The sequence below is a fragment of the Sorangium aterium genome (assembly GCF_028368935.1).
GTDB classification, from domain to species: Bacteria; Myxococcota_A; Polyangia; order Polyangiales; family Polyangiaceae; genus Sorangium; species Sorangium atrum.
This window is the reverse complement of the sequence record NZ_JAQNDK010000001.1, coordinates 2,062,985-2,079,228: the sequence shown is the minus strand read 5'-3', so window position 1 is coordinate 2,079,228 and position 16,244 is coordinate 2,062,985. Positions and strand designations below refer to the sequence as shown.

At 71.9% G+C, this 16,244-nt stretch carries 11 protein-coding genes; 7 read left to right on the top strand and 4 right to left on the bottom strand.

The genetic code is table 11. The features are described 5' to 3' along the window. Positions 1-24: 24 nt before the first annotated feature. Positions 25-1,578: a hypothetical protein gene (locus tag POL72_RS07515; RefSeq protein WP_272094343.1), complete on the top strand. Its 1,554-nt coding sequence runs from the start codon at positions 25-27 to the stop codon at positions 1,576-1,578. Between the two features lie 196 nt (positions 1,579-1,774). Further along, positions 1,775-4,219 carry a substrate-binding domain-containing protein gene (locus POL72_RS07510; RefSeq protein WP_272094342.1) on the top strand — a complete coding sequence of 815 codons (2,445 nt, stop codon included), beginning with the start codon at positions 1,775-1,777 and terminating at the stop codon, positions 4,217-4,219. A 34-nt stretch (positions 4,220-4,253) separates the two neighbouring features. Here POL72_RS07510 and POL72_RS07505 read toward each other — a convergent pair whose 3' ends face one another. Beyond that, a complete protein-coding gene (locus POL72_RS07505; protein WP_272094341.1) occupies positions 4,254-4,697 on the bottom strand; it encodes a DoxX family protein in 444 nt (147 codons plus the stop codon). A gap of 171 nt (positions 4,698-4,868) precedes the next feature. On the opposite strand from POL72_RS07505, the gene POL72_RS07500 reads away from it, so the two are divergent. Beyond that, positions 4,869-5,807, top strand: a complete 939-nt coding sequence (locus tag POL72_RS07500; protein ID WP_272094340.1) for a LysR family transcriptional regulator — start codon at positions 4,869-4,871, stop codon at positions 5,805-5,807. 159 nt (positions 5,808-5,966) lie between these two features. On the opposite strand, the gene POL72_RS07495 is transcribed toward POL72_RS07500, so the two are convergent. Then, positions 5,967-7,811 carry a vWA domain-containing protein gene (locus tag POL72_RS07495; protein ID WP_272094339.1) on the bottom strand — a complete coding sequence of 615 codons (1,845 nt, stop codon included), beginning with the start codon at positions 7,809-7,811 and terminating at the stop codon, positions 5,967-5,969. A 319-nt stretch (positions 7,812-8,130) separates the two neighbouring features. Here POL72_RS07495 and POL72_RS07490 point away from each other — a divergent pair, with 319 nt between their 5' ends. The 4 genes from POL72_RS07490 (at position 8,131) to POL72_RS07475 (ending at position 13,726) form a co-directional block, all read left to right on the top strand. Then, a complete protein-coding gene (locus tag POL72_RS07490; protein ID WP_272094338.1) occupies positions 8,131-9,333 on the top strand; it encodes a hypothetical protein in 1,203 nt (400 codons plus the stop codon). Positions 9,334-9,411: 78 nt separating this feature from the next. Further along, positions 9,412-11,106: a DUF1592 domain-containing protein gene (locus POL72_RS07485; RefSeq protein WP_272094337.1), complete on the top strand. Its 1,695-nt coding sequence runs from the start codon at positions 9,412-9,414 to the stop codon at positions 11,104-11,106. 169 nt (positions 11,107-11,275) lie between these two features. Beyond that, the gene (locus POL72_RS07480; protein ID WP_272094336.1) at positions 11,276-12,748 is read left to right on the top strand and encodes a protein adenylyltransferase SelO; all 1,473 of its coding nucleotides are present in this window, start codon (positions 11,276-11,278) and stop codon (positions 12,746-12,748) included. A 48-nt stretch (positions 12,749-12,796) separates the two neighbouring features. Next, a complete protein-coding gene (locus POL72_RS07475; RefSeq protein ID WP_272094335.1) occupies positions 12,797-13,726 on the top strand; it encodes a YkgJ family cysteine cluster protein in 930 nt (309 codons plus the stop codon). Between the two features lie 73 nt (positions 13,727-13,799). Here POL72_RS07475 and POL72_RS07470 read toward each other — a convergent pair whose 3' ends face one another. Both POL72_RS07470 and POL72_RS07465 read right to left on the bottom strand, forming a co-directional pair. Next, positions 13,800-14,717, bottom strand: coding sequence for a hypothetical protein (locus tag POL72_RS07470; protein ID WP_272094334.1), 918 nt, complete (start codon positions 14,715-14,717; stop codon positions 13,800-13,802). A 258-nt stretch (positions 14,718-14,975) separates the two neighbouring features. Next, positions 14,976-16,226, bottom strand: a complete 1,251-nt coding sequence (locus tag POL72_RS07465; RefSeq protein ID WP_272094333.1) for a hypothetical protein — start codon at positions 16,224-16,226, stop codon at positions 14,976-14,978. Positions 16,227-16,244 lie beyond the last annotated feature (18 nt).

Genomic DNA, 16,244 nt, shown 5'->3' with positions numbered 1-16,244 from the left:
CGTGGCGAGATGTCGAGACGATGCATGCGAGTCATCTGGTCTTTGGTTCTTGTCACCTTGCCCCCGGGCTGCGTTGGCGAGTCCGGCGGTGAGGTGTCGAGCAGCGGTGGAGGCGCATCGAGCGGGAGCGGGGGAGGGGCGTCGAGCGCGAGCGGCGGTGGAGCGTCGAGCGCCAGCGGCGGTGGAGCGTCGAGCGCGAGCGGGGGAGGGGCGTCGAGCGCGAGCGGCGGTGGAGCGTCGAGCGCCAGCGGGGGTGGAGCGTCGAGCGCCAGCGGGGGAGAGGCGTCGAGCGCGAGCGGCGGAGGCGCGGGCGGGGATCCGGGACCTGGCGCGTGCGGCGTCACCCGGGACCACGTCCGCATCACCGAGGTCGACGTCGGGGGCCGCGTGATCAACAACGAAGACGAGGCCGCGCTGAAGCCGCTCGTCATCTCGCCGATACCGTCCGGCGGGTCGCGCCTTGCATGGATGAGCGACGACGGGCAGGTCCACGTCGTCCAGCTCGACGCCGATGACAAGGCCGCGGGGCGCCCGTTCGGGTTGCCGGCGAACGACTTCGCCGACCTCTACGCTGACGACAGCGGCGGCGTGCTGCTGCTGACCCGCGACGCAGAAGGCGGCGGGACACTGAATTGCGGAACGCCCTCGAACCTGTGCGGTACGCCGCCGTCCCCCCCGATCGCCTGTCACGACATGTACATGGTCCGCTTCGACGGCGAGCGCGCGACCTGGGCGACGAAGCTCACGAGCTCGAGCGCCGCGCTGCCGCCCTACTCGACCGGACCCGCCGGGCCCGATGTGTACATGATCTGGTGGTACGCGCACCACGGCCGCATCGCCTTCGACGGCTCGCGCTATGCGGGCTATTTCGGCGCCGCGATCAGCGTCTCGCAAGGCGGGTGCATCAACATCCATCAGGGCGATCGCATGAAGGTCGTCGACGCGAGCGGGGAGCTGCAGCGGGACGGCTTCGACTGGGGCTGCAGCCACAGCGGTTACGAGCGCATCCTCTGGGACGACAGCGCCCGGAAGTTCGTGACGGTGTGCAAGACCGACAACGACAACCGCATCGCGTTCGCGCCGAATTACAAGACCATCTATCCGGTCGATCTCGCCTACTCGAACCTTGGAAACCTCGTCACGGCGGCCGGCGGCGGCTACTGGCTCACGACGAGCAATATCCGCTCGGGCCAGCCGGCGGGCGCGAACGGGCTCGCGGACGTCCGGCTGCTCCACTTCACCGACGGCGCCGCGGACAAAGACATCACGATCGCCAGCGAGGCGGGCATGAACCACCGCGCTCCGCACCTGGCCGCCTATGGCCGCTCCCGCATGCTCGCGGCCTGGGAGACGACGACGAAGGCCGGCGATATCGCCCGCAACGACGCGGCGCGCGCGCTGTACCTGCAGACGCGCGATCGCGCCACCGGCGAGGCCGAGGGCGAGCCGCTGGAGGTCGACGTGCTCGGCAATCGCTACCAGGACTTCGTCGCGTTCCCCGACGGGAGCGTGGCCTTCGCCGCGCCCGGCAGCACGAACACCTCGATCCGCGTTCTGCGCGTCCTGCCCTGCGAGTAGCGCGCGCCGCGCGGGCGACTCGCCACCTCCACAACGACGCGGCGCGCGCCGCGACGCCCCCGGCCGCCGACGGCGGGCCGCGAGCCGGCCCGCACGCCTGGGGAGAGGGGCAAATCGACCTTGACAGAACTGTGGTCGATCGCGCTTTCTGGACCGCCGCGTCGCGCGTCGTGACGGCGGATCGAGCGGGACCCGTATGCGCCATGGAGTGGATCTCTTCGCGACATTGCAGCAGATCGTGCGACGGGCCATGGCGATCGCGCCGCGGGCGCCGCGCGGCAGCCTGCTCCTCTGCGAAGGGCACCGCCTCGTCTACAGGGCGCTCGAGGGGTTCGACGCGCTCGCTCGGCAGGGGGTGATCCTCTCGACCGAAGCGTGCCTCGCCAGCGAGAGCGGTCTGCGCGCCCCGCGCGCGGCGCCAGAGGCGGCGGGCGGGATGTGCGTCGTCGGCGCACATGCGTGGTATGAAGCGCACCTTCCCCTCGCGATCGCGGCGGAGGGGGCCGTGCCCGCCGACGCGGGGGTGCTGGTCGCGCCCGTCGTCGTCCGGGGAGCGCCGGCAGGCTACCTCGCCCTGGAGCAGGCGACCCTCGAGCCTCCGCAGGGCGAGCGCCGCGCGATGCTGGAGGTGTTCCTGGACGCCGCCGGGGCCGCGCTGGAGCGGCACAGGCTCTATGACGAGAAGGCGAGACTGGCACAGGAGATTCGCCTTCTCGAGCAGGTGCTGAACGCGGTGGGCACCACGGTGGAGCCGCGCCACCTCCTGGACACCCTCGCTCACGGCATCAAGAGCGTGCAGATCGACCAGCAATGGACCTCTGTGGATCTGTGGCTGGTCGAGGACGCCGGCGGCGGAGAGGGCGCCGCGGCCGCTCTGGGCGAGCAGGAAGCCCGCGTGTTCCGGGCCCGCCGTTCGGCCCCCATGACGTACTTCCACAACATGCGCGACGGCGCGGTCGACTCCGCGCGCTGCCTGGGCATCTCCGTGGATTTCCGCGTCGGCCCCGCCAGCGGCCCGGGAGGCCAGAGCGAGATCCTCGAGGACGGGATCCGCCGGGGCGTGGACGGCATCATCATCGCTCCGGGCGCCCCCGAGGAGGCCGAGGAGGGGTTCCGGCGGGCGGCGGAGGCGGGGATCCCGGTGGTCGTCGTCGACACGCCGCCGGTGCCGGGCAGCCGGGCACCGCTTTATATCGGCACGGACAACGTGGCGGCGGGCAGGCTGGCGGGCGAGGTGATGCGCCGGCTGCTGCCGAGCGGCGGGGTCGTGGCGCCGCAGCGGCCCACGAAGGACGCGATCAACACGCGCGAGCGCATCGAGGGGTTTTGCGCGGCGATGGAAGGGGCGGAGTTCACCGTGCTGCCCCCCCACCAGGACAACGACCACGACCAGGAGCTCGGGACGGTGCTCGCGCGGGCGGCCCTCCAGCAGCGGCCGGACATCGCCGGCGCCTTCGGGGTGGCGGGCGGCGGCGGGCCGGCCTGGGGCCGCGCCGCGAGGGAGCTCGGCAGGGGCGGAGAGCTCAAGATCGTCGCGTTCGATCTCTTCTCCGCGACGGTCGCGCTGCTCCGCCGGGGCGCGATCCACGCGACGATCGTGCAGCGCGAGTACGATATGGGGTATCGCGCCGCCGAGATCGTCCACCGGATGATCGCCCAGGGCGTCGAGGCGACCCTCGCGGAGCTGCCGGCCTCGCGCATCATCCACACGGGCGTCGATTGCGTCACCCTCGAGCACACGCCGTGGTCCACGACGCTCAGCGATCACCTCGCGCTCGACGCGGCCCGCCGCGTCGCGAGCCGGCGCATCGATTGCGACGCGGCCGGCCGGCCGATCGAGGTGCTGTTGATCGGCGTGGCGGCGCGCAGCGAGCCCATCGTCGAGGAGCGCGTGCGCTTCTCGCCGCGCTCGCTGGTCGGCCGTGTGCTCGATGCCGGCCGCCCGATCGTGATCGATCCGGCCGGGCACGACGGGCGAGAGGACGCCTCCCTCCTCCGCGAGCACGCCGGCGCGCGGACGCTCGTCGGCGTGCCGCTGCGGGCGCGGGGCAGCGTCGTCGGCGTCCTCGTCCTGAGCAGCGAGCGTGAGGACGCCTGCGGGAGCGACGACGTGCCGTTCCTCGAGCGCGTGGCCGGCACCGCGGCCGTGGCCATCGAGAACGCCCGGCTGTTCAGCCGGATCTCCGAGCGGACCGCGGAGCTGGAGCGGGCCAACGAGCTCCAGGAGTCGATGCTCCGGACGATCCATGAGCTGTCGAGCCCCGTGGTGCCGATCGCCGATGGAATCCTTGTCATGCCCGTGGTGGGCACGATGGATGCCCAGCGCTCGAGCCGCTTCATCGCGTCGCTGCTGAAGGAGATCCACGAGCACGACGCGCAGGTGGTGCTGATCGACGTCACGGGGATGGCGGTGGTCGACGCCACGGCGGCGAACCAGCTCGTCCGGGCGGCGCAGGCGGCGGCGCTGCTCGGCGCGGAGGCGGTGCTCGTCGGCGTGACCGCGGGAGCGGCGCAGATGATGGTCGCCCAGGGCCTGGACGTCGGCGCGATGGTCACGCACGTCGACCTGGCGCGCGGCTTCCGGTACGCCCTGGCGAAGACCGGCGGCCGCATCCTTTACCAGGGCTCACCGCGGCGGTGACGGGGGCCGATCGGGGGAGCGCCGGGCGGGCGGCTCAAGCCGCGCTCTCGACCGGCCGGAGCTTGCTCTGCTCCGCGCCGACGCTCGCGTCGACGCGCGCCGCGAGCATCGGGCGGAACGCGGCGCGGTACGCGAAGGCGAGGTAGAGCTCGATGGCGAGGATGAACCACGCGAGCGGGTTCCCCGGCGCGAGGAACGTGTGGAAGGCGACGATGTTCACGACGATGGGCGCGAGGAGCGCGAGCGCGAGGGGGACGTAGCGGTTCGAGAGCAACAGCGCGCCTGCGACGACCTCGGTCCCCTTGATGAGCGGGAACATGTACCCGGTCGCCGCGAGCGCGCCCCCGAAGCTGGCCGCGGCCTCCGGAGCCGGGGGCTGCGGCAGGAAATGCAAGAAGCCGTTGAGCCCGAACACGAAGAACACGAGCCCTAGCAGGATGCGGGCAGCGGCGGGGGCGAAACGCTTGACGTTGTTCATGATGAGCCTCGCTGAGGTGTGGCGGGCTCTCCCGAGCGGAGCGCCCATGCCTTTCCTGATGCGCCCTCGCGACGCCCGGTGCTATCGTGCAACGGCTCAACTCAACGTTGCGCTGGCGCAACCTGGCGTGAGCCCTCGTCCGACGCCGCCCGCCCCTCGTGAGGTCCTATCATGCCCAGCCCCCGCGCGGCAGCCCGAGCGCGCCCTGCCCGGGCGCCCCAGCTCGATGAGATCGCCGCGTTCGCCAGGGTGGCGGAGCTCGGCTCGTTCACCGCCGCGGCGGAGCAGCTCGGGGTCCCGAAATCGACGGTGAGCCGCGCGGTGACGCGGCTCGAGGACGGCCTCAAGGTGCGTCTCCTCCAGCGGTCGCCGCGCGCCGTGGCGCTGACCGACGCGGGCCGTCGCTTCTTCGGCGACGTGGCGCCCCACATCGCCGGTCTCCGCGACGCGGCGCAGGCGCTGGACGCCTATCAAGGGCAGCCTCAGGGCACGATACGGCTGAGCGCTCCCCCGGATGGTGGGGAGTCTTTCCTCGGCGAGATGCTCGTCGAGTTCGGCGCACGTTACCCGCTGCTGTCGGTGGAGGTCGACATGTCCACGCGCCGGGTGGACCTCCTGCGCGAGAGCTTCGACGTGGCGATCCGGGCGATGCGCGAGCTCCCGGACTCCTCGCTCGTCGTGCGCAAGCTGCTCGACTCCTACGTGCAGCTCTTCGCTGCTCCTTCGTACCTCGCGCGCCGCGGCATGCCCCGCGCGCTGGAGGAGCTCGCCGACCACGAGCGGGTGGTGTTCCTCCCCGATGCCCGGCGCGGCCAGCAGCCCGTCGACGGCGCCCGCGCGGTGCGCGACGCGATGGCGACCGGGCGCATCGCGACCGACGACTTCCAGCTCATCCGCTCGCTGCTCCGGGCGGGGGGCGGTATCGGGCCGCTCCCGCGCGTCCTCGCCGCGCCCGAGCTGGCGAGCGGGCGCCTCGTCCACGTGCTGCCGGAGTGGTCGCAGCGCGCCGGGACGGTGTACCTCGTCTATCCGAGCGCGCGGCACGTGCCGCGGAACGTGGTGGTGTTCCGCGACTTCGTCCTTGCCTGGGTGAAGCGGCTCGCGTGCTAGAGCGGCGGTCACCCGCTTCGGATACGGGCCCATCTCGACGTTTTCGGTGCTCAGCGCACTGGAGTGCGCTTCCGCGCCGAAAACGCCGATCTGGACCCGTCTCCTGTGCGGGTGACCGCCGCTCTGCGACGCTCGTACTAGGCTCAGCTGAAAACCGCTCTATGGCTGGTTGTCGATCATCTTCTGGAGGGTCGCCGCGATCTCGAGGAGATCGGCGTCCGCGCCTGTCGTGTTCGCGGCGAGTACCGTCTCCCGGGCGGCCGAGAGCGCGCTCGCGCGCCCTCCGGCGTCGAGCTCGACGAGCTGCTTGAGCGCCTCGGCATACGCGATGATCGCCGCGGCCTTCGTGAGGTTGCCGTCGTCGATCCCGAGCCCTCCGAGCGTGGTTTGCTGCACGGCCTCCCTGGCCTCGCCGGTCGCCGCGTCGCGCCAGGTGACGCGGACCCGGTAAGGGTCGTTCGCGCTCGGCAGCGACGGGTCGCACGGGCGGAGGATCTGATACAGCATCATCGAGTCGTTCGGGGCGAGGTGCTGCGTGCGCACCTTGGCCGGATCGGGCGAGTACTCCTCTCCGTAGAACTTCTGGATGCCGAAGTACGGCGGCAGCGTCAGCTCGATCCTCACGTCGCGCGCGGCGACGAGGAGCGTCTCGGCGAACCGGTCGACGAAGACGCGCCTCGCCTCGTCGGCGCTGTCGAGATAGACATACGCGCCGCGGCCGGCGTCGGTGACCACGTCCATGAGGGTGTCGTTCACGCCGTCGCCGACGCCGACGCCGACGAGGTAGATGCCTTCTCCGTCCGCGTCCTCGGCGTTCGCCCCGATGATCGCTTCCTCAGTCACGCCGGCGTTGGCCTGTCCATCGCTGATCAGCACGACGCGGTTGACGCCGCCCGCGGTCCTGTGCGCGTTGGCGAGCGCGTAGCCCGCGGCGAGGCCGCTGTTCAGATCGGTGCCTCCGTCGGCCACGATCGCGCTCGCGACGCCGAGCAGGACGGGGTCGTCGGGGCCCGAGGCGACGTGGCCTTCGAGCACGGGGCTCTGCCCCGTATTCCACGTGACGGCGTTCACGACGTCGCCCTCGACGAGCGTCGACGCGATGGCCCGGACGGCCGCCCTCTCGAGCTCGATCGGCTCTCCCGACATCGATCCCGAGGTGTCGAGCACGAGCGTGATCGTCATGGGCTCTCGCGCGGCGGGCGCCCGGCTCGACTGCACCGCGATCTGGAGCGCCAGATCGCCCGTGAGCACGCAGGAGCCGAGCTGCGATACGATCGAGAGCTCTCCCGGATCGGCCGGGGCGAACGAGTACCGGTAGTAATTGAGGAACTCGTGCGTGCGGACGACATAAGGGTCGACCTGCGGCGCGCCGCGCTCGATCTGGCGGCGGACGATGACCGGAGATGCCATCGAGTTCGAGTCGTCGGACGAAAGGTAAAGCGTGAGCGGCGTGGAGAGGTTGACCCCCGCGCACGAGCCGCCGCTGGCCTGCGGCGTGAGCCGGGGCCCGGCGTCCCGTGAGCTGCCGGCCCCGCTGCCCGCCGTTGTGCCGCCGCCGGTCGCCGCGGCGCCCGAGCCGCCGCTGCCGCCCGAGCCGCCGCCGGCCGAGCCGCCGCTGCCTGCCTCGTCGCCGCACCCGCCGGCCCCGTCGCCGCCGCCGCCGGCCCCGCCTTCGGCGCACCCGCCTCCGGAGCCGCCGCTGCTGCCTCCGGAACCCCCGCTGCCCGTGGCGCTTCCTTCACCCACCGGCGGCTCGCCGTTGGGGTCCGTGAAGCCGCCGCTCGAGCCTGCACTCGCGCCCGTGCCCGTGCCCGCGCCCACGCCCGCCACCGGGTCGCGCCCGGAGCCGTCTCCCTCGCGGGTCGCGCCGCCGCCGCAGATCGCCGCCGGCGCCTCGCCCAGCTGGAGCGGCTCGTGCGGCGGCGCGTCGCTCGACGAGGAGCACGCGATCGACAACGAGGCGGGGATGATGAGAGCGAGCGCTGTACGCTGAAACTGTGCCATGAACACCTCCACGGGCCGTGCGCTCTCGCACGGGGGGTGCCAGGTAAAATCGTCAATTATTCCGACGATGGACACCTCGTTGCGCCACGGTGTTCGGCTCATAGTGGCCTGAATCGATTCGAGGTGTGCCAATGTACGATGGGGCGCGTCAGCCGCGCGCCGGCGAGGAGGGGGGCCGAGCGCCCTCACGGGTCTGGGCCACGCAGAGGCGCCACATGGCCCGGGATCGAGCGCGAGAAGGGCGCGGCGATGACCGCAATGCCGCCGCGGACGGTGGCTCGGTGTACCCTCCCGCGCCGTGCGTGCGTTCGAGAGTGCCGTGCTCCACCCGCGCTGGCTCGCAGCCGTCGTCGTGCTCGCAGGCGCCCTGACCGGGGGTGACGCCTGGGCGGAGGCCCAGCGCCTGCGCATCGCGTACGAGGCGCACGACGGCTGTCCCGACGCCGAGGCGTTCCTGCGCGAGGTGACCGCGCGCACGGACCGCGCCCGCGCCGCCGCGGCGGACGAAGCGGCGCTCGACGTGCGCGTGCGCATCACCTCGAGCGAGGGCAGGAGCCGTGGCCGGATCACGCTCGGCAAGGGCGCGGACGCGCGCGTCCGCGAGGTCGACGGCGCGACGTGCGGTGAGGTCGTCGCGGCCCTCGCGCTCATCACGGCCCTCCGGGTCGACCCCACCGCGTCTCTCGATCCGCAACCGCCTGCCGCAGGGCCGCGCTCGTCCGAGGTTCCGGACGCCGGAGGAGCGCCGGGCGCGCCGGGCGCCGGAGGAGCGCCGGACGCCGCTGCGCCCGCCGCCGCGGATCCAGGCGGTCCTGCGCAGCCGGCCGCGGCCGGCGTCTCCGCCGAAGGAGCGCCCGGCGCGGGGAGCCCGCCGCAGCTTGCGCCACCGCCCCCGGCCTCGCCGCCCCCGGCCGCGCGCCCCGCGACCGCGCCGATCGGCCTGCCGTCACCGGTCGCTGGGGCCTCGCGCTCTCCGCAGCCGCGGCGGCCCGTGGAGCGCCCGTGGACGCTCGGCCTCCAGGGGAGCGCGGTGTCCGGGGTCGCCCCCGAGGCGCTGCTCGGCGGGGGGCCCTTCGTCGAGCTGCGCGCCGATCTGGGCCTCGGCGCGGCGCTCCGCGTCGCTGCCGAGGTGGCCTCCACCGGCGCTGTCGATGCCGGGCCGGGCGGCGCCCGCTTCCTGCGCGGGATCGGCCGGGTCGACGCCTGCGCGGACCTCGTCCGCCCGGCACGCCGGCTCTCGCTCGGGCCCTGCGTGGGCGCGGAGGGCGGCTTCCTTCATGGCAGCGGGCTGGTCGGCAAGGCGATCTCCGACGTGGAGGAGGGCACCGTCCCCTGGGCCAGCCTCGGGCTCCTCGCGCGCGTGACCGCCTCGCTCGGGGCCCTCCTGCGGGTCGACGCGCAAGGTGGACCGGAATTTCCGCTGGTGCGGCGATCGTTCGTGTTCGAGAACCCCGCGCAGCTCATCCACGAGGTGCCCGCGGTCACGTGGACGCTCCGCGTCGGCGCCGGTCTCTCGCTCTGATCACCGGCCGCCCGGCGCGCGACGAAATTGTGATCCCCGGGGAGAGACTCGGAGATTGCTACGGCGGGAGGCTTTGTCATGAGGCTCTTGCACGCCGTATCTTCGCTCTGCTGCTTCGCGGCGCTCTCGCTCATCGCCCCTGGGTGCGGGATCACGATCCTGGGCAAGGGCACCGACGCCGACGAGCAGAGCGGCGGCGGCAGCGGCACAGCGGCCGGCGTCGGGGCGGGATCAGGCGTCGGAGGGGGGGATCCCTGCCTCCCCGGCATCCCGGTGACGTCCCAGATCCCGCGCCTGCTCGACCGGCAGTACGACGCGGTGGTGCGGGATCTGCTCGGCGTGACGACGCTGGCGAGCGCCGGCGACCTCCCGCCGTCTGCGCTCCTCGTCCCCGACTTCGAGGGGGACATGACAGACCCCGCATGGAACGGCTATCTCGCGGCCGCCGAACACGTCGCCGCCGAGGTGATGGGCGGGCCGAACAAACCCACGTTCCTCGCCTGTGATCCGGCGGCGCCGACGTGCCTGGAAGAGACGATCATCACCTTTGGTCGCAAGGCGTTCCGCCGTCCTCTGCTCGAAGAAGAGGTGCAGAGCCTGCTGCGGCTCACCGCCGTGGAGCCCCGGGGCACGCCCGATGAGATCGCCGAGGCCATCCTCTTCGCCTTCCTCGCTTCGCCCTCGTTCCTCATGCGCCCCGAGCTGACGCAGGACCGCGAAGGAGACGCGATCAAGCTCTCCAGCCACGAAGTGGCGGCCAGGCTCTCGTTCCTGCTGTGGGATTCCATTCCAGATGACATCCTGGACGCCGCGGCCGACGCTGGCCAGCTCGCTACCAAAGCGCAGATCCTGGCGCAGGCCCAGCGGATGATCCAGGACCGCGAAAAGACGGCGCCGGTCGTGGCCCAGTTCCATCGTGTTTATGCGGACATTCGCACGGGTTCGCGCTGGGGAGCGATCGAACACGACACGACCCGGTTCCCCGACTACTCCCCGGATGTTGTCGCTCCGATGATGGCAGAGATGGACGCCCTCTTCGAGGACGTGGCGTTCGAGGGGGGGGCGTTCAAGGACCTCTTTCTGAGCAACGTCGGTTACGTCAATCAGGACACCGCCCCGCTCTATGGGCTCGATGCGGCCGACTACGGCGCGGAGCTGACGCGGGTGGAGCTCGATCCGAACGAGCGGCCGGGCTTCTTGACCCGCGTCGGGTTCTTGAGCTCCTACTCGCGCTATGACGCCACGAACCCGATCCTCCGGGGCGCGTTCGTCTCCACAAGGCTGCTCGGGGTCAACCTGGCCCCCGTGCCCGGCGCGAGCGAGACGCCGCGGCCTCCGGGCGAGTTCTCCACGGAGCGTGAGGTCGTCGATGCGCTGACCTCCTCCACGAACTGCGCGGTATGCCACGACACGTACGTCAACCCGCCGGGCTTCGTGCTCGAGAGGTACGACGCCGTCGGCAAGGTGCAGACCATCGATCCGCTCGGCGGCGCCATCGACGGGACCGCCGATGTCACCTTTGGCGCCAACAACGTCAAGAGGATCACGTCACCCATCGAGCTGATGAACGAGCTCGCCGCCGATCCGGGCGCCAGGCGCCATTATGCCGAGCGGTGGGTCGCCTTTGCCACCGGGCGGGCGCCGAACGGGAACGACGCCTGCGACGTCGACGGGCTCAGCGCCAGCCTGTCTGTCGACGGCTATACCCTCCTCGATCTGCTCACCGATCTCACCCAGACGGACTCTTTCCGCCTGCGCGTCGTGGGAGACTGAGGAGGGAATTCGGTAGGACGAAGCGTCTGTCCGCAAGTACCTCTGCAACCTGCCGAACGCCATCGGGGTGAAGGCCGGCGCCGACGGCTTCCCGCGGCGTCCTGGCGCAGCCGGTGACGGGCTCTTCCGGCGGCTTGAGCAGCGGCACCTCCGCGCGTAAGGTTCGCCGATGAAGCTCCCGTTCGACAACACCTACGCCCGCCTTCCCGACCGCTTCCACGCGCGCGTCTCCCCCGCCCGGGTCCGCGCGCCGCGCATCGTGAAGGTCAACCGCGCGCTCGCGGAGGTGCTCGGGCTCGACGCGGAGCAGCTCGCCTCGGCGGAGGGGGCCGAGGTGCTCGCGGGCAACGCGCTGGCCGAGGGCGCGGAGCCGATCGCGCTCGCGTACGCGGGGCACCAGTTCGGCAGCTTCGTGAGCCAGCTCGGGGACGGGCGGGCCATCCTGCTCGGCGAGGTCGTCGGCAGGGACGGCAAGCGGCGCGATCTTCAGCTCAAGGGCGCGGGGCGGACGCCGTTCTCGCGGGGCGGAGACGGGCGCGCGGCGCTCGGGCCGGTGCTGCGCGAGTACGTCGTGAGCGAGGCCATGGCGGCGCTCGGCGTGCCGACGACGCGGGCGCTCGCCGCGGTGACGACGGGCGAGCCGGTCTATCGCGAGGAGGTGCTCCCCGGCGCGGTGCTCACGCGCGTGGCCGCGAGCCACATCCGCGTGGGCACGTTCCAGTTCTTCGCCGCGCGGGGCGACCGCGAGGCGCTGGCCACCCTGGCGTCGTACGCGCTCTCCCGGCACTACCCCGAGGCGGTGGGCAGCGGCAATGACGCGCTGGCGCTGCTCGAGCGCGTCGTCGACGCGCAGGCGACCCTTGTCGCGCGCTGGCTCGGCGTCGGCTTCGTGCACGGCGTGATGAACACCGACAACACGTCGATCTCCGGGGAGACCATCGATTACGGGCCGTGCGCGTTCCTCGACGAGTACGATCCCGCGAAGAAGTTCAGCTCGATCGATCGGGGCGGCCGGTATGCCTTCGGGAACCAGCCGCGCATCGCGCAGTGGAACATGGCGCGGCTCGCCGAGGCGCTCCTGCCCCTCCTGGCCGAGGGCGAGGAGGAGTCCATCCGCCTGGCGACCGAGCGCGTGGAGCGCTTCTCCGCGCTCTTCGTCGCGGCGCACGAGCGCGTCCTGCGGGCCAAGCTGGGGCTCGCGCGCGAGGAGGAGGGCGATCTCGCGCTCGCCGCGGATCTGCTGGAGCGCCTCGCGTCGAACGGCGTCGATTACACGGTCTTCTTTCGCCGGCTCTGCGCTTCAGCGGCCGATCCAGCGGCCGATACGCAAGTGGCCGCCCTGTTCGCGGAGCCCGGCGCTTTCCGCGACTGGGCCGAGTCGTGGCGCCGGCGGCTCGCCCGGGAGGACGTCGACGGTGAAGCGCGCGCGAGCGCGATGCGGCTCGTCAACCCGGCGTTCATCCCGCGCAATCACCGGATCGAGGCGCTCATCCAGGCGGCCGTTCTCCGTGACGACTTCGAGCCGTTCGAGACGCTGGTGCGGGTCCTCGGGCGACCGTACGACGATCAGCCGGAGAGCGCTCATCTAGGCGAGCCCCCGCAGCTGGACGAGCGCGTGCAATACACGTTCTGCGGGACCTGAGTCTCTTCGAGCGCTCGGGCGGTAACCACCCTCCAGGAACCGGCCACCATGAGTCAGAGGAAAGGCAAGCCGCGCTCCGCGTCAGGAAAGAAGGGCCGGCGAGATGCCCGCAAGGACGGTGTGGGTCGCGTGCACCTCACGGTCCTTCGCGACCCCGTGAGCGGGAATGAGCGCGTGGCGCTCAGGAGCCCGGTGTTCCGGGAGGCGTGGCAGAACGACATCGCGGCGGCCGCGGCCAACACGGCCTATGCTGCGCTGCGCGGGGAGCCGAGCGTGGATGGCGCGGTCGAGCTGGCGCGGGACGCGATGGCAGCGACGTCGCGGCTCGCGGCGGGGCTCCTGGCGCGCGCGCCCGATGGCGCGGTGGCGTGCAGGGCGGGCTGCGATCACTGCTGCCATCAATCGGTCGGGGTCACGCCGCCGGAGGCGCTCGCGATCGCCGACCACCTGAGGTCGACCCTGTCCGACGCGGAGCTCGCGCGCGTGGCTCAGCACGTGTCCGGGTGCCACGACAGGACGCGGAGCCTGCCGTCGGCAGAGCGGTTTTCGCCGGACCACCCTTGCCCCTTCCTGCGGTCGGGGCGGTGCTCGATCTACGAGGTTCGACCGCTCTCCTGTCGAGGGATGAACTCGCTCGACGCGGGAGAGTGCGCGACCAGGCTGCGGGACCCCGAGGCGCGCGCCGCGTTCCTGGCGCGCGGCGTGGGAGGGCGCTCGTTCATGGAGCCCATTCGCGGCGTCCACGCCATCAGCGCCGGCCTGCAGCTCAGCCTGTCCGAGCTCTTCCGCCTCGACATGCGCCCCCTGGAGCTGACGGCGGCCATGCACCTGCTCCTGAACGGGCCCGACTCGCTCGCCGACGCGTGGATCCGCGGGGAGCGGCCGTTCGAATCGGCGCGCAGCGCCGACAAGGCGACGGATCCCGGCCTGGGCGAGCTCATCGCGGCGGTGGGTCTCGCGCCCGGCCGGGCGCCGTGAACGGCTCGAAGCGGGGTGCAGGTTCGTGGGATACGGGCTCAGCCGCCAGAAAGGCGAGTGAGGTGTGCGTCATTCACCGCCCGAGCCAGCGCGTCCTCTCACGCGCGAGGCGCGCGACGGCCGCCCAGTCGATCGGCGCCGCTCTCCGCAGCTCGTGGGCGGGCGAAGCCGGGTTTTCCCACATGTCCTTCGCGCCGAAGAGCACCTCGACGACGGCCGGGTCCTCGTCCCACGCGACGGGCGCGAGGTCGTCGAGGCACGTGGTATCGATCGGAGCCTCGGGGGCCGCGATGAATTTCGCCATCATCTGCGTGCCGCACGGCGCCGCGCCGGGGGTCTTCACGGGGGACTCGAACGCGACGCCGTGCGGGCTCCAGGGCACGGCCACGAACGTCTGATGAGGTGCGGTGAGCTCGTCGGCCGAGAGCTCCGCCAGATCGATCGGCGTCTGCGGGTCGAGCAGGCCATTCATCGCCAGGATGGGCACGGTGGAGTCCGGCCACCCGCCCCAGAGCCGGTCGTGCGGGTAGCGCGGCCAGGCCTCGTAGAGCTGGCCGAGCTCCAGCGCCTCCCGCGGGCAGAAGCGCTGCGCATCGCAGCGCGCCTGGAGCTCGGCCGGGGTGGGGGCCGGCTCTTCCCACAGCTCGGAGAGGGCCACGTGTGTCCCCAGGAGGATCGATCCCCGCGGCTCGCCTCCGCCGGGCTGCGACATCAGCTCGAGCAGCGTCTGCATGTAATGACCGACCGCCTGCACGTCGCCGGGCTCGCAGCGGTCGATGCGGTAAGCGAGCGGGAAGAGGTGCGTCCGCAGGCTCCGGATCTGCACGAAGAGCGGAGCGATGGAGGCAAACAGCGCGACGTCGGCGCCGAGCTCCGCGCAGTGGCCTTCTGCGAGCTTGCCGAAGAGCGCGTCGAGCTTCGCCCAGGGCTCGGGGCCGAGCTTCGCCCCGCAGACCGGATCGGCGGCGCAGATCGCGGACAGATCCTTCACCACCGGATCGTACTGGGTATCGTACCGAGACAGGCGCTGCGCGCCCGGCGATGCGACCGAGTCGAGGATGACGGCGTCGGCCCCGTCGGGGTGCGCCTGTGGTCGTGACCAGGGCGCCGGCGGCGTCGAACGCGTGGAGGTCGAGCGCCGTGCCCTGTGTGCCCGCTCGTCCGGTTTCCGCTCAACGGCGGTGCTGTTTTTCCGGCCGGGCCGCAGGGCCGAGGAGGCCCCCGGCCCGCCCGGGAGAGGGCCTTCCGCTCAGAGGAGCTTCATGTACGCGACGATGTCCGCCTCTTCCTGGGCGGTCAGGGTCGTTCGCCCCCCGAGGGGGGTGGCCAGGATGGGGGCGGCCTCGAACACCAGCTTGTAGTGGTGGACGACGTCCTCCAGCGTATGGGCCGAGTTGTCGTGGAAATAGGGCGCCGTCTCGTTGATGCCCCAGAGGGAGGTGGTCTTGCCGTCCCCCAGGCCGTCCAGGCTGCCGAGGACGAGGGCGTAGGCCGGATCGGCGGCGAGCATCGAGAGGATGCCGTTCTCGAGCCGCGGCTGATAGACGGCGATCAGCGGGAAGAACTGGTCTGGGTCGGAGCAGAGGAAGCTGCTCCCGTCCGAGGGGCAGACCATATCGTAGCGGCGCATCGGGTTCGGCGTTGGCCGCGTCTCGGTGGTGCCGAGGACCTCTCCCGAGAACCCGGTCAGCACGCCCGTGATCCTAAGGAACGGCCCGAGGACGAACTGGTCGCTGGCCGTGTTCAGCATGGGCCCGCTGTGGCACTGTCCGCAGAGTTTGTTCGGGAGAAAGTGCTTGCGCCCGCGCTTCTCGGACGGCGTGCAGCCACGAGGCAGCTCGGGCTCGGGCCCGCCGTGAGCGTAGCGGCGCAGCTCCCGCGAGCTGAACAGCGTCCTCTCGTAATCGGCGATCTTCTCGAGCTGTCGCCGCGTGGGCGTGACCGTCGGCTCGAAATGCCGCAGGATCGCGTTCGCGGCCTGCGTCTCGAGGTCGGGCTCACGGGTGTCGAACGTGATGAGCGGATCGAGCGCTGGCGAGTCCTTGATGGAGGCGATGCCTCGGAAGACGGTCACGGTGGTGGCCGCGGGGTCGTCGTGCAGCCAGATGTTCGGCGGCAGCGGGAACTCGTAGCGGATCGTGGCCTCGTTGAGGAGCCGCGTGTAGCTGTTGCCGACGCCATCGTCGCTGTCGATCGGGCGGAAGAGCGGATCGCGCCGGTTGGCCGCGTACCGCCGCCGCACGTCCGCCGGGGACAGCGTGCCTGTCTCCTCGCTGTGGCAGGTCACGCAGCGGCGCCCGTTGCCGCCGAATGTCTCTCTTTCGAAGAGCTGCTCGCCGCTCTGGGCCTGGTGGGCCTGGACGGCGGCCGCGACGGCCTCTTCGGAGTCCCACTCCTCCTCCTGCCCGACGCAACCCGCGGCGCCGGCCCCCAGCAGCGGGACAAGGAAGAAGAGACAGGCCAATAACACGCCTTGATGGGAATTGAACTTGAGTTGCATAAACCCTCCCTGGTGATG

What these genes read in the sequence shown, in the direction of transcription:
- POL72_RS07515 (WP_272094343.1), top strand. Translation starts at nt 25, where the DNA reads ATGCGAGTCATCTGGTCTTTGGTTCTTGTCACCTTGCCCCCGGGCTGC.
- POL72_RS07510 (WP_272094342.1), top strand. Translation starts at nt 1,775, where the DNA reads ATGCGCCATGGAGTGGATCTCTTCGCGACATTGCAGCAGATCGTGCGA.
- POL72_RS07505 (WP_272094341.1), bottom strand. Translation starts at nt 4,697, where the DNA reads ATGAACAACGTCAAGCGTTTCGCCCCCGCCGCTGCCCGCATCCTGCTA.
- POL72_RS07500 (WP_272094340.1), top strand. Translation starts at nt 4,869, where the DNA reads ATGCCCAGCCCCCGCGCGGCAGCCCGAGCGCGCCCTGCCCGGGCGCCC.
- POL72_RS07495 (WP_272094339.1), bottom strand. Translation starts at nt 7,811, where the DNA reads ATGGCACAGTTTCAGCGTACAGCGCTCGCTCTCATCATCCCCGCCTCG.
- POL72_RS07485 (WP_272094337.1), top strand. Translation starts at nt 9,412, where the DNA reads ATGAGGCTCTTGCACGCCGTATCTTCGCTCTGCTGCTTCGCGGCGCTC.
- POL72_RS07480 (WP_272094336.1), top strand. Translation starts at nt 11,276, where the DNA reads ATGAAGCTCCCGTTCGACAACACCTACGCCCGCCTTCCCGACCGCTTC.
- POL72_RS07475 (WP_272094335.1), top strand. Translation starts at nt 12,797, where the DNA reads ATGAGTCAGAGGAAAGGCAAGCCGCGCTCCGCGTCAGGAAAGAAGGGC.
- POL72_RS07465 (WP_272094333.1), bottom strand. Translation starts at nt 16,226, where the DNA reads ATGCAACTCAAGTTCAATTCCCATCAAGGCGTGTTATTGGCCTGTCTC.